The sequence below is a fragment of the uncultured Psychroserpens sp. genome, assembly GCF_947503375.1.
Taxonomy (GTDB): Bacteria; Bacteroidota; Bacteroidia; order Flavobacteriales; family Flavobacteriaceae; genus Psychroserpens.
Genome location: NZ_CANNDQ010000016.1, coordinates 1 through 13,015 on the forward strand (window position 1 = coordinate 1; position 13,015 = coordinate 13,015).

At 30.8% G+C, this 13,015-nt stretch carries 15 protein-coding genes; all 15 read right to left on the minus strand.

The window, feature by feature from the left end:
• Positions 1 to 233: 233 nt before the first annotated feature.
• Positions 234 to 1,076, minus strand: a complete 843-nt coding sequence (locus Q0876_RS15455; RefSeq protein ID WP_299229734.1) for a hypothetical protein — start codon at positions 1,074 to 1,076, stop codon at positions 234 to 236.
• A gap of 149 nt (positions 1,077 to 1,225) precedes the next feature.
• Positions 1,226 to 1,723: a hypothetical protein gene (locus Q0876_RS15460; RefSeq protein ID WP_299229737.1), complete on the minus strand. Its 498-nt coding sequence runs from the start codon at positions 1,721 to 1,723 to the stop codon at positions 1,226 to 1,228.
• A complete protein-coding gene (locus Q0876_RS15465; protein ID WP_299229740.1) occupies positions 1,720 to 2,085 on the minus strand; it encodes a hypothetical protein in 366 nt (121 codons plus the stop codon). The genes Q0876_RS15460 and Q0876_RS15465 overlap by 4 nt, the downstream gene beginning before the upstream one ends.
• Before the next feature lie 153 nt (positions 2,086 to 2,238).
• Positions 2,239 to 2,907: a hypothetical protein gene (locus Q0876_RS15470; protein ID WP_299229743.1), complete on the minus strand. Its 669-nt coding sequence runs from the start codon at positions 2,905 to 2,907 to the stop codon at positions 2,239 to 2,241.
• Between the two features lie 132 nt (positions 2,908 to 3,039).
• On the minus strand, positions 3,040 to 3,987 hold the full coding sequence (locus Q0876_RS15475; protein ID WP_299229746.1) for a hypothetical protein: 948 nt from the start codon (positions 3,985 to 3,987) through the stop codon (positions 3,040 to 3,042).
• A 178-nt stretch (positions 3,988 to 4,165) separates the two neighbouring features.
• Positions 4,166 to 4,855, minus strand: coding sequence for a hypothetical protein (locus tag Q0876_RS15480; protein ID WP_299229749.1), 690 nt, complete (start codon positions 4,853 to 4,855; stop codon positions 4,166 to 4,168).
• An 11-nt stretch (positions 4,856 to 4,866) separates the two neighbouring features.
• Complete coding sequence (locus tag Q0876_RS15485; RefSeq protein WP_299229752.1) at positions 4,867 to 6,318, minus strand: hypothetical protein; 1,452 nt, start codon at positions 6,316 to 6,318, stop codon at positions 4,867 to 4,869.
• Positions 6,319 to 6,912: 594 nt separating this feature from the next.
• Positions 6,913 to 7,506, minus strand: a complete 594-nt coding sequence (locus Q0876_RS15490) for a DUF4276 family protein (protein ID WP_299229755.1) — start codon at positions 7,504 to 7,506, stop codon at positions 6,913 to 6,915.
• Positions 7,499 to 8,710, minus strand: a complete 1,212-nt coding sequence (locus Q0876_RS15495; RefSeq protein ID WP_299229757.1) for an AAA family ATPase — start codon at positions 8,708 to 8,710, stop codon at positions 7,499 to 7,501. The genes Q0876_RS15490 and Q0876_RS15495 overlap by 8 nt, the downstream gene beginning before the upstream one ends.
• Positions 8,711 to 8,872: 162 nt before the next feature.
• A complete protein-coding gene (locus tag Q0876_RS15500; RefSeq protein ID WP_299229760.1) occupies positions 8,873 to 9,295 on the minus strand; it encodes a hypothetical protein in 423 nt (140 codons plus the stop codon).
• Between the two features lie 647 nt (positions 9,296 to 9,942).
• A complete protein-coding gene (locus tag Q0876_RS15505) occupies positions 9,943 to 10,527 on the minus strand; it encodes a CHAP domain-containing protein (protein WP_299229764.1) in 585 nt (194 codons plus the stop codon).
• 183 nt (positions 10,528 to 10,710) lie between these two features.
• Positions 10,711 to 11,196 carry a hypothetical protein gene (locus tag Q0876_RS15510; RefSeq protein WP_299229767.1) on the minus strand — a complete coding sequence of 162 codons (486 nt, stop codon included), beginning with the start codon at positions 11,194 to 11,196 and terminating at the stop codon, positions 10,711 to 10,713.
• 46 nt (positions 11,197 to 11,242) lie between these two features.
• A complete protein-coding gene (locus Q0876_RS15515; RefSeq protein ID WP_299229770.1) occupies positions 11,243 to 11,545 on the minus strand; it encodes a hypothetical protein in 303 nt (100 codons plus the stop codon).
• Positions 11,546 to 11,708: 163 nt separating this feature from the next.
• Positions 11,709 to 12,143, minus strand: a complete 435-nt coding sequence (locus Q0876_RS15520; RefSeq protein WP_299229773.1) for a hypothetical protein — start codon at positions 12,141 to 12,143, stop codon at positions 11,709 to 11,711.
• A gap of 231 nt (positions 12,144 to 12,374) precedes the next feature.
• Positions 12,375 to 12,929 (minus strand): hypothetical protein, encoded by a 555-nt coding sequence (locus Q0876_RS15525; RefSeq protein WP_299229777.1) that lies wholly within the window; start codon positions 12,927 to 12,929, stop codon positions 12,375 to 12,377.
• Positions 12,930 to 13,015: the final 86 nt, after the last annotated feature.

Here is a 13,015-nt window from a genome sequence, read left to right on the forward strand (position 1 = left end):
ATATCAGATATTTTAAATTCTTTGGTATTTTATTCAATTCGGTAAGTTTTGCGGTTGGGTTACATTATGCACAACGTGTTCGTGTATGGTTAGTTGCGTTGGCTGGAACTAAGTTAGTAAAAGAAAACGAACCAGAGGAAAATCCGTAGGATTTTCCGATTAAGGAAACAAGATAGCAAATTGCGCAAGAATTTCCGAGTAGGAAATTCAGAAGCAATAAGCTATACACGTTGTTACCAACTGGTGTTCTTGAATTTAGTAGTAGTTTTCTTTTTTTCAGAGTAGGTATGTTCAAAAATAATCCCATCATCAATCACTTCGTCAATATTTAATATGCTTTCTAAACACATATAATTGGCAAAGTTGTTTTTAATATCAAATTTCAGAATTCCGATAACTGTCAAATTGTAATTTTGGGTTTCAGATGGTTTTTCAGATGAGATTTTAAAATGGGCTATATCATTTTTGATATTGGTCAATGTTGCTAAACATTTGACTCTGTAGTGATTGTCTCCCTCATATATTATGCTATAATTAATCACATGCTCAAATGAAATGGCTTCTCCAATTCCGATTTTGTGTTTTGGGAAAGCAATTAAGTTTTCTTTATTTTCTATTATTCTAATGAGTTCATTCTCATCTTTACTTCTTTTATTATCAACTAATAGCTCATTAATTGTAAGGTTGTTTTGAAAATCGACGTACCCTTTGGCTTGGATTGAACTGAATTCAACTGTTTTATCAACTTTTTCTTTATTCAGAGTTCCTTTAAAGTCAAAATTGTAAGCTAGAATTTCTATTGGAATCGTTTCGTTTTCCGTCTCTTCTTTTGTTTTTGTTAAGAGACTATGAGTTTCTTTTTTATTCCCTTTCAGAACTCTCTTTACTCCAACCGAATCGAAATATTTTAGTGTTTCTTTATCAGCCTTTTTAACTATTTTGAATTTTGTAATTTTTTCGAACTGAGATAGATATTCAGAATTCGGATAATGTTTGAGTTCAAAACTTAATTCTTTGCTTTGAGCAATGCTAAAAACTGAAGTAAAGAGAAAAAAGTAGAATATTATTTTGTTCATTCACACTTGTTGGTAACGTGTTCGTGTATGGTTAGTTGCGTTGGCTGGAACTAAGTTAGCAAAAGAAAACGAACCAGAGGAAAATCCGTAGGATTTTCCGAGTACACACAGTACGAGCAATTATCTATACACGTTGTTGTAGGTAGTTTTTATTCGATTTTCGGAAATTCAATTTCCAATATTTCAGCTTCTCCAATTTTTATTGCTCCTTCATGAATCCACCATTTTCTGCCAATATTCAAATATTTATCAATCGGTTGTTTAGATAAAAACCGAACTAATACTTCTTTAGTTTCTCCAGGAATAATCGATTCATTTGAGTCTAATTGAATATCTCCAATATAAGCATACTTAAATTGTCCATTGGTTTGGTATTCAAATATGTGATTTGGTCGATAACCACTTCCAATTCCATTTTTTCGTCCACCATTTTCGGTTGGAATTAGGGTTAGATTAGCTTTTACATGAATCATTTCAGGTGTTTTGTCAAGATCAAAATCGGTAATACTGTAATCAGTATACTTTCCAAAAGCATGAGTGTCAAAAACTTTTCCGTAACCTAAATTCAGCCATCTTTTATAAATCAATTTTCCATTGAAATATAGATATAGTTCATTATCGTCTTTTATTTCTTTTCGTATTATCACAGGTAGTTTATTTTTAATATTTCTCCATTTTCAGGTTTTTCTGAATGCCCGATTGGGTTTACGAAATATTGAAAAATATTTTCGGTTTCTTTTTTTTTTATTCTATTTATAGATTTTTGCTTTTCATAATCAGAATTAAATCTCATTAGCATATAATTAGTTGATTCATTGTTAAATATTTTTTGTTCAGCTAATGCATGGTCAAATAATACACGCGTTATTACTTTCCATGTGCGTCCAGACTTTTGCGAAACCAATTTAGTTTCTTTGCTAAGTCCGTTTTCCGAATGTTGCAATTCAAGAACTATTCCTCTTCCAGTTATTTTGAAACTATCTTTTGTAATTGCTTTTGCGTCACTCATTTTTTAAATTACCTACAACGTGTTCGTGTTATGGCTAGTTACGTTGGCTAGGTTAAAGTTAGTAAAAGGAAACGAACCATTAGGGAAATCCGCAGGATTTTCCGAGTGCAGGCTGAACTAGTAATTGGCTATACACGTTGTTAGCAGCTGTATTTATTTAATTTTGACTAGTTTGTTTTCTTTCCCGATTGATTTTCTAGAAATATCATTTATATATATTGTGTCATTCTCAAATCGATAAACTCTTTTTAAAATGGCATAATCTTTATCAACGAATTGATTCAATTTGAAGTCAATTCTTTTAGGTCTTCTTGAATCCAAATAATAGCTCATATCTGGTGAATAAATACTATTCTTGAAATAGATAGTATAATCTTCGATAACTTCGTTGGAACTTATAATTCCTAAATTTTCCAATTCGCTATATGAAAGATTAATCTCTCCGAGATTGTTCGATTTGAATTTTTTAAGAGAATTATTAAATGTGATTTCGGCTTTAATTACCTCTTTATTCAAGTTTTTAAAGTTCAAGAATAAAGAATCAGGTTTGTCAGTTCCATTCCAAGAGTAAGAATATCCAATATCAACACTGTCAATTTCCTTATAAGATTTTCGAGAAAGAGTTATTTTGTTTTTTCTGATTTCATAATTACCTTTTTCCGTTTCAGTTCCAAAAAAAGTTGGGTATTTGAATTTATAAGTTAAATCATCATATAAATTCAATTCGCAAGAATCACTTGCGTTTAAGTATTCAGTTTTGTCTTTACAGCCATATATGAAAAATGTAAAAAAGACAATAAGTATGATTTTCTGAATGTTCAATGTAAGTGCGATTTTTATATTGCTGCTAACGGTCTCGGCTATGAGTAGTTGCGTGGGTTAGCGATTAACTTTGCAAGTACACACCAAACTGAAAATCCGCGAGGATTTTCAGAAGTAGGCGAGAACAAGCAATTACTTATAGCCATTGTTGGCAATAGTTTTTATTATTTCTTCTTTAGTTCCAAATGTGTTTTGATTTTTAACTATTTCGTTTTCAATTTCTTTTTTGAATTTTTCGGTTTCTCGAATTCTAACTCGTAATGAACCAACCATAGAACTATTACTATCTTTTTCCACTTCTTTTAATTGGTCTTTTAGGGTTTCTAATTCTAAATCCGAATTAGTTAAATAGTAATTTCCATAATAAAAAAACTGGTTAGTTTTATTAAATCTATCTAGTAAACTCGACAAGCAAGGTGCAAAACTTCCATTTCTTAAATCAAAAATTACAGGTTTGTCGTTTGGCAAAGAGTCCAAAAATCTTATTAATTCAGGGTTATCAGATTCGCAACCCGAAATCCCACCCCAAATTCTATATTCAAGTGGTTCGTTATTCGTTAACTTTATTGGCAATCCGTATGCAAAATAGTCTTGAATATTCTCCGTAATAGATAATGCTTTGTAGTCATTGATTGTTTTATTCGCAAGTTGAAAAAAGGCGTCTAAAATTTTATAATCAAGTTCATATTCTTCTATTCTGCTTGGGCTAACTGAAGTCAAAGAAATAGTGTCATTCCGCTGGTCAATTGTATTAAATTTAAAACCAATTCCGTCCAATACATTACGCTGATGTACAATGGAACTATCAAGTCCAATTTCACGAATTTCGTTGAGAAATAATGCCAAATTTTCATTACTTATATCATATTTTTTATTGATTAAATTCTTTGAACCTTGAATAGTTCCATTCGATTTATGGAATTTACTATTTTGATAAAGTACTTTGTCGTTTAAGTCAATCGAATATTTAATTGGCGAAAGAAAAGCTGGATAGAATTCATATTCAATTTTTTCAATATTTCTTTCAGGATTGCAAGAAATTATTGAAAGTAAAAATATTATGATTATTAGTCTGTTCAAAGGTTTGTTCAAATTATTGCCAACGTGTTCGTGTATGATTAGTTACGAAGGCTAGGTCTAAGATAGTAAAAGGGAACGAACCATTAGGGAAATCCGCAGGATTTTCCGAGTGCAAGCTGCACCAGTAATTAATTATACACGTTGTTGGGCATAGTATTTTTTATTAAAAGCTATAATCCTAATTTTTTTTCCACTTAACGAAATGATCATTGAATTTAAGAAGTTCTTCTAAATCTATATTAACTTCTCTGTAAAGAACAGATTTAAGCATATCTTTTGTTTGGTCTTGACTCATTTTTTTAACTTCAGATATTTTTAGAAATGTATCATATTCCTTAATTACATTTTTAAAATGAGAATATGCTTCTTCTTGAATAAAAAATCTTGAATTAGAGGATTTTACGTTCATTATTCTTGCCAACATGTCAATTGAAGATCCTAAAAAATCTTCATTTTGTCTAATCAATCTTTTGCTAACTCCAAAACTTATTCCAGACTTAATTTGAAATGGATAATATTCCTTAGGTTTTGTCTTCTCTAAATTTAATGCTATTTGATTTATTAAAATTAAACTTTCAAGGATTGGTCGAATTCCATTAGATGCTAATAATACAGCATCACCAATTTCTTTGATTAGCCTAACTTCAGTATCTGATTTTATTACATTCTTGATTAAAGAAAAAAACGTTTCTCCTCTTACATATCCTAATTTTGGGCCATTTAACAACCTATAATTTGAGCTTCCAACTAAATCAATCATACACCAAACTTTTGTGTCATCTGTTAGAGTGGAATAACTATGCTCAAAATTTTCTTGTTCTTTTTCAATTTGAGCTTGAAGTCGAGTAATAATAAAATTTAGTTTCATATTTTAAATATTTAGAATGAATCCATACCAACAAATGAGAATATCTCTTGGTCACTTAATTCAGAAAAAACATTAATTGCTACTTGAATTCTATGAATATCATTATTAAGTAACTCTGTAGCCAATCGTTTGCTATCCTCTGACCAGCCTTCTATATTTGCTTTAGATTCAATATAGTTTTTTAAGAAATCATCCTTACTTTGGTAAATTAAATCAATACAGCCTTCTGTGATAGTTTCCAGCATTTGTTTTCTATGAAATACTCTATTTTCTTTAAAAACACGCTTGTCTAAAAATCCTTTGAAAAACTTTAATGTTTCCTCTCCTTCACTACTTAAGCCAATCAAACACGAATCTTCCCCAGATTTTAATCTAAGCTTTAGTTCTTTTTCATTTTTACTTAAAATTGAAGTCGAATGATTTATAAAATCATTAATAAAATAGGAATATAATTTACCTGAATCTCTTTTTGATAAACCCATCATTAATAATTTGTTATCAAAATTTCCTTGGTCCCATAATTCTTGAAATAGTCCTTTGTTTTGAGGGTTATTCACTAGAGTAGCATTATTTGAATCATTTAAGTTTTCAATTACCCAAGTTATATCATCTGCATACCTTACTACTAATGATTCATATGAAATATTACTCCAGTCTATATTATGATAATTAGAATACGCATTGCTAATTTTTTGAGAATGATGGAAAGAATCTACACCATTTGGTGAATTTAGAGAATGCCTCCATATGCCAAACATTAGCTCAGGTGCAAAAGAATTTGTATTAGACTCTACAGTATATGGATTTGTAGATAGAAGCCAATAACCTTGTTTACCACTTGAATATGCATTATTGATATCTAATCCACTCGCGAATGGAATATAACTTTCTACTTGCTTTAAAATTTTTTGATTTTGAATTTGTCTAATCCATTGAGGATATTTTGGTAGGTACTCGTCATCTAAAGCTAGTTCTTTAGATTTGTTATTTGTGTATTGCTTTTCTTCTATAAAATCGATTTCTTTTATTTTATTAATTGCCCATTCAGAAATTTTACCCTTAGACGCATGTATGAATGGTAGAGCTCCTAGTTTCGATCCTAACACTAATGCTTCCGCAAAATCTTCATTCAGTTTAAGAGCTCTACAAATTGTTCTAGTAACTTGCATCATTCTCATTGTATGAGTAATGTAATTTCGAATTATCTTTTTACCATCTCTATATAGTATGTGATACTTTTCAGACTGTTTTCTTATTCCATTTGAGTATAAAATTTTATCTCTTTGATGTTGAATAGGAGTTCTGTTAATCAGTTTTTTATTTTCACCTTCTTTAGCCCATAAATCATTATAGTATTTAAAAATTTCGCCTCCATCAATAAATGTTTCACTGTCAAAACTTTTCATTGCGTAGTCGGCTAAATTACTTTCGAGATGATCTACAATTGGTTTATAGTTATCCATATATTATTAAATAAAATCCCATCTGCAATCATTCCAATAATAAATAAAGGAATCATAGATGGGAGAATCGTCTTTAAAAATAACAATTTTAAAATTATTATGCCCAACTCAGGGTTAAACGTAGTTCTGGTTAGAGAATGAAAAGATAATAAATTCTTAAACAATAATTTAAGAAGGCAACTTCGAATAAATCTTAATTTATTGTTCGTCAATTAGTTTCGCTTTAGCGAAGCGTAAATTGTAGAATTTATTAGATTGAGAATTCGAGAAACAGAATCAAATTACTATTAACCGACGATGGCTTACGTTTTAGCTCGAAGCTCGTTAAAGGCGATAATTTAGCAAATAAGAATTGTAGTAATTTGGTTTAACCCTGAGATGGGATACATTTACTTTAAGATGCAATGACAGCGAAGCTGCGCATATTAAAGTTCGCCTTTGGCGAATGTATTCCATCGGTCGTGTGTATGGTTAGTTGCGTGTTTCAGCAACTAATTTAGTAAACAAAAACGAACGCGAGAAAATTCCGAAGGAATTTTCCAAATAAGCAACGACCAAAGCAATTAATTATACACGTTGTTGGGCGTAGTATTTTTAATATTCGTAAGCATTTATGTTTTCCATAAAGTCATTAAAAGATTTTGATTTAGAGCTAATTTTGTCTAAACATAAATTGGCTGATAATAAATCGTTATGTTGAGTGTTCAAATACATTTTTGACTTGTCCGAGCATTGGTAAACAAAGTCTTCTAATCTTTCTTTAGGTGAATCTATTGATTCAGGATTCCCTTTTATTTTAGGAACTCTTTTTAAATTAAACACATTTTTTATTCCATCAGGATCAGCTAAAAACCAACCTTCAATTTCTTCGATTGGAATACAAACAAATTTGTTTTTAACTTTACTTTTATTTATTAAATCACTTAAGTTTTTCTCAAGAGTTTTCAGGTCGTTTCTATCAAGATCATGAACTAATATAACCAAATCACAGCCTTTTCGATATAATATATCCGCATAACTCACAGCCTTTCGTCTCATTTTTCCACAACCGTTTCCTATCTGTTTTTTAAAAGTTAAATTATCTTTCTTTAGAATTCGGCTAATGATTATTTTAAAAGATTTAAAGTCACTATTATCCTCAACAATTAGTCCAATTGCTTTTATTTTTACTTTCTTCTTCTTACTCATAATCAAAACCGCTTTCTTTCCAATATTCACCTAAATTCCCTTCGTTCTCTAAGTACTCTTTAAGTACTTTATAGTCATTGGCTGATAAGGATTTTGAAATTGAATTAACTTTAGTTCCAGTTTCATATTCTTTATGTACTAAGAGTATGTTCTCTGGTCTCAGCATATCGAGTACATAATCTGAATGAGTACTTATTATGATCTGTTTATGTCTTGATTGTTGAATTATTAATTGTAGAATACTATTTAGTAAACCATGATGTATACACACTTCTGGTTCTTCAATAAGTAATAGTTGATTTCTATCATTTAATATATAAAAAACTAAAGCTAAAGTCTTGAATGTTCCTTCTGAAAGTTGATTAGGTGATAATGTCAAACCATCAACTTTAACAGAAGGTATTATAATACTTTTGGTGTTCTCAATTTGTTGGATTTTACCACCAGTTTTTACTTTATATGAACTACTTGGAATAATATGATCACTAAAATTTACATCTTCAATAAGAGCAAGACCATTAAGCCCTACAGTATTTAAAAATAACTGAAAGTTTGGACTAGCACCTTTATAAGCTTTATAGAGATCATAAATGAATTGTTGATGTATTTTATTTCCTTTTAAATTTCTAGAACTAATTCTATAATCGTCTAATTCAATCGATATTGGACATTTGCTTGGGTCAGAAAATTGAGTAGCACTGTAGTAACTTAAATTGGATATAGATTTTATAAGTCTAATTTGAAATTGTACTTCTTTAGTTCTGAAATGTTTAGGTAGTTGTTTGAGGGCTATTCTGTCATCGTCTAAAAGGTCAATTATTTGGTAAATTGAACTTGAAATGTTTATGTATTTTTTGGAATTTTCTCCTTGAATTCTGTACTTAACTTCAGTATGAGAAACTTTATCAATGTTTCTTTCATCTGTCTCATAATAAAATTTACATCTGAGGAAAATAGTTTTGTCCTCAAAATCCAAAACCAAATTGATTTGTGTATTAAGAAGTTCATCTAAAACACCATCTTTGATTTCTTCAGAAAAGAAACTTCTACTTCTGTCCATTTTCGTGAAAAGTCTTAAGCCATAAAGTATGTTACTTTTACCTACTCCATTAGCACCAATAAGTGCCATTAAGTTTAAAGGCAAACTTAATCTTGTTTGAATACAGGATCTATAATTATTTATATCAACTTGTAATATTTTCATTTGTTCTTTTTTTATATTACGCCCAACGGTCTTGTGTATGGTTAGTTGCGTTGGCTGGAACTAAGTTAGCAAAAGAAACCGAACCAGTAGGAAAATCCGCAGGATTTTCCGAGTACACACAAACTGAGCAATTGGTTATACACGTTGTTAGCAAATGTTATTTTAAAAAAACCATTTCAAAAACGTAATTAATCCGACAACGGTTAGAACCAGAGCAAAAACAATAATTGCTCCACATCCAATACTAAAAAGTTTGCTTTTCCAACTTTCCTTTTCCGATTGTTTTTCAGTATTAATTTCTTCAGGCAGTTTTTTTGTTATTTTTATATATCTGAATGGATTACTTTCAATTCCTTTTATCCATTTAAAATCAGGATTATACACTTCCATTTCTCCTTCATCAAATTTCCTATTGTCAATTTCTCTAACTGCTTTTAAAAACTCTTTAGCGTAAAGTAATAGTCCAAATTTATTTCCTTTTGCAAATCCAAAGTCTGGATTAAATTCAGAATCAAAGTAAGCTTCGGATTCCGAACATTCCTGTTCAATTTTTTCAATGAATTTGTCTAAATCTTCGTTGGTCATTAATTTTTGCTAACGTGTTCGTGTATGGCTAGTTGCGTTGGCTAGACTAAGTTAGTAAAAGAAAACGAACCAGAGGAAAATCCGTAGGATTTTCCGAGTAAGATATCACAAGCAATTAGTTATACACGTTGTTGTAAGTTGTAGTTTTTATTTTTTTATTAACTACCAAAGTTTAATGAATAGTAAATTATTAAAAAGTCCGTTTTGTTAATCCGTTCAGCTATTAATTTAGCGTTTGCGTGATAAATTCCGGAACTTGCTCAATTCCGTATGAGTGATTTTCCGCGTCCAGTTCCGCTTTTCGTAATGTTTATAAATTCCATTTGAGTAGCAATTCCGTAAACTAGCTCAAATTCCGTTCTGTTTTTCATTCCGCATTTGAGTGCTCAATTCCGCACGTGACTCAATTTAGGTTTCGAGAAAGAAATTCTGCGTTTTGTTTGTAAAAAATCAGTTATTTTTAAATTCCGCATTGTCTGCGTCTGAGTGAGTTCCGCTATTGCTTACAACGTGTTCGTGTATGGCTTCGTTGCGATTTCCACTAAGATAGCAAAAAGAGACAGACCCATTGTTCAGAAGCGACAGAAATTCCGATAGGAATTTCCGAGCAATGAACTATACACGTTGTTGTAAATAGTACTTTTTTGCTATTTTCTTAACCAACCTAAAATTCTGCTATTTTTTATTATCCATTTTCCGTTTTCATTTATCAAGTCATATTTTTCTCTTGAATTCCCAAATGGTCCAGGATTTTGTTGAATAATTTCAATTTCGTTTTCAGTTACTTTAGAAACTATAGAAACGTGTCCATATTTATTCAGAGTTGTTCCAGAGTAAATTACTAAATCATTTATTTTCGGTTTGGTCTTACTCGGATTTTTGAACTGCTTTAAATTCCGTTGTTTATTTATCTCTCCGTCATTGATTTGTGAGTTAAAAAAGTCTTTTGCGTGTCCGTAAGTATCTGGCATTTTATGGTTCAGTTCTTCGTAATAATATCGTTTTACGAATTCCACGCATTGATATTTCAGTCCAAGATTGTATCCATCTTCCGCTAACGCTCGTCCGTCCACATTTCCAACTCCGCCATTGTAATAGACAGCAACTCCATTCAGACTATCAATTTTTTGTCCAACTTCATAATTCGGATTGAGATTGATTTTTTTAGAAATGAAAAAACCAACAACAAGTAAAATCAGAATTCCAAATAAGAGTAAAAATCGTTTTTTCAATTCGTTCGTAATATTTTTGGGTATTATTTACAACGTGTTCGTGTATGGTTAGTTGCGTTGGCAAGAACTAAGTTAGCAAAAGAAACAGCGTAAAGGAAATTCGGCAGAATTTCCGTGGTAATGATTAAACACTCCTAAGCAATTGACTATACACGTTGTTAGCTGTTGGTCTTATATGATAAATTATTTTTTTATAATCTCTACTGCAGCACTTTCACTCATATCTGATTTGAGGATTAAATTTTTTTTATTTTTTCCATCTGAAATTGAGATTGCAGCTGTATTTGGCGGTTCAGTTCCAAGATTAATAGTATGAACTATTAAAATATTATTTCCTTCGTCAATATTGATCTTCAATTTTTTCTTTTTCTTTTTTACCGTAAACTCAGAAAGAATTTCTTTATTATTTAAATAAAGTGTAATTACGTCTCCATCTTGTTTATTATTATCCCATAATTGTAATATAATTTCGTTTGATTCAACTTCTATTGACTTAGCAATTTTAATTTCACGATTGAAATTCTTGTTGTATTCCTCTTTAATATTTGGTTTTATGGGCTTTCTAGCCATTATTTTGCCAGGTTTGCACGAACCAGTATTACTTTTCCAAGTTCCTTGAAGGAGGTATTCTCGGCTGAGATCTTCTTTAATATGGATACCAATTAGCATATCCGCTGACTTTAAACACCAATTGAAAGAGCTAGATTTTTTTCCTTTAAGAATATCTTTCTCTTGAAAGGTAACTATATCGTTTTCCAGTTTTTCCGACTAGATTCATCGTCGCATAATCACCAAGTTTACTATAATTATCAGAGCTATTTACGTTTCGAATGTACGATGTTCCTGTGAAGGTTCCATCTTCATTTATTTTTTCAATTCTTAGTTCAAAGTAGAAGCTTTTCTTAGTATTCTGAATAATTATTCCTTCCCATTTTCCTATGAGTTCTTGTTGAGAAAATCCTAATTTTATGGAGAAAACAGATAAAATTAAAAAGATAAATAATGATGCTTTTTTCATGTTGAGTGTTTTTTGACTTACAGCTAACGTCTTCGTGTATGGCTAGTTGCTGTGAGCACTAAGATAGCAAAAAGAAACAGCGTAAAGGAAATTCGGCAGAATTTCCGTGGTAATGATTAAAGACTCCTAAGCAATTGACTATACACGTTGTTGGCTGTAGTTTTTATTTGGTTTTAATTTGTCCATAAGTTGTTTTCAAAGTTTTTTTATCCAATTCGAACTGCTCAACTTTTCCTGTTTTTTGATTGATAAAAGTTCGAGCAGGTAATAGAACAGAAAATTCAGGTTTTTTCGCTGGAATAATTTTTACGATTTTGTTTTCAGGAATATCTTTGGTGTTACACAAATCTAATATTCTGAATATTTTTTCGTCTTTAGTTTGTACTATTGATACAGATGCAAATGCCAAATATCCACATAGTCCCGAAGATGGTAAATGCATTAAAATTCGAACTTCGATTGGTTCATCTAGTTCGAAAAATTCCCAATCTTTATCGTAAGAGCTAAAGGTCTCATTTTTTTGACCACTTGGAAATTCATTTTGCGAGAATCCGATTCCGCAATTGAGTAAAAAAATCAGAAGTATTATTTTTTTCAAAGCTTATTGTTTAAAATTCAATTCTAATTTAATTCAGTTATTTTTTATAGAAAGGTCTTAATGAGTAAACCTAACCTCTGGTTTAGTTAACGGACTTTTAAATTACAGCCAACGGTCTCGGCTATGATTTCGTTGTGGAATCATCCGCAGGATTATTCCGCCGAAATCCAGCCGTTTGATTTATACTTTTATTTTGGTGTAGCACAAAACCACAATGAATTATAGCCATTGTTACACCACGTTTTTTATTCCGATTTTATATTTGTCCGCTGTTTCTTTATCGAAGGCAACAGTCAAATGGTCTTGCATTCCGATTATTCTTCCGTCCCTAATTTCGAGAGCAGAAATCCACATTTCTTTTCCATTTTCAAATTCAATTCGAACATCTTGCGGATAGTAATTTCGTTTGTCTTCATTAATCAAACTCCAATAAGACCAACAGCTTTCAATTCCGCTGATTTTTACTCCAATTAACTCAGTCCATTTTTGGTTATTCGTTACATCATATTTTTTAGCTCCATTTTCCGTGCTGAATTCAGTCAATATATTCCCTTTTCGGAATTTTACATCGTATTGGGTGTATTCGTTTCCCCAGACAAAATAGAATTTCGATTTGTCAGAAGTAACTAATTCCATTCCGTAATCCAACGAGTGATATTCAATTTCATTCCACGTTGGTTCTCCGTAATCTATTTCGTAGTAGTTTACGTCCGCAATCGACTTTCCAATTAATTCTTTAATCGGTTTTTCGTATTGATAAACTTCTATTTCGATTGTGTTTTTCAAATGTGGTGTAACGTGTTCGTGTATGGTTTCGTTGTGGTGTCTAGCACTAAGTTAGTAAATTATACCACAACGTAGGAAAATCCGTA

Bases quoted from the DNA above. Each gene is read 5' to 3' on its own strand.
- Q0876_RS15455 (WP_299229734.1), bottom strand. From the start codon at position 1,076: ATGAACAAAATAATATTCTACTTTTTTCTCTTTACTTCAGTTTTTAGC.
- Q0876_RS15495 (WP_299229757.1), bottom strand. From the start codon at position 8,710: ATGAAAATATTACAAGTTGATATAAATAATTATAGATCCTGTATTCAA.
- Q0876_RS15490 (WP_299229755.1), bottom strand. From the start codon at position 7,506: ATGAGTAAGAAGAAGAAAGTAAAAATAAAAGCAATTGGACTAATTGTT.
- Q0876_RS15485 (WP_299229752.1), bottom strand. From the start codon at position 6,318: ATGGATAACTATAAACCAATTGTAGATCATCTCGAAAGTAATTTAGCC.
- Q0876_RS15515 (WP_299229770.1), bottom strand. From the start codon at position 11,545: ATGAAAAAAGCATCATTATTTATCTTTTTAATTTTATCTGTTTTCTCC.
- Q0876_RS15510 (WP_299229767.1), bottom strand. From the start codon at position 11,196: ATGCTAATTGGTATCCATATTAAAGAAGATCTCAGCCGAGAATACCTC.
- Q0876_RS15480 (WP_299229749.1), bottom strand. From the start codon at position 4,855: ATGAAACTAAATTTTATTATTACTCGACTTCAAGCTCAAATTGAAAAA.
- Q0876_RS15465 (WP_299229740.1), bottom strand. From the start codon at position 2,085: ATGAGTGACGCAAAAGCAATTACAAAAGATAGTTTCAAAATAACTGGA.
- Q0876_RS15500 (WP_299229760.1), bottom strand. From the start codon at position 9,295: ATGACCAACGAAGATTTAGACAAATTCATTGAAAAAATTGAACAGGAA.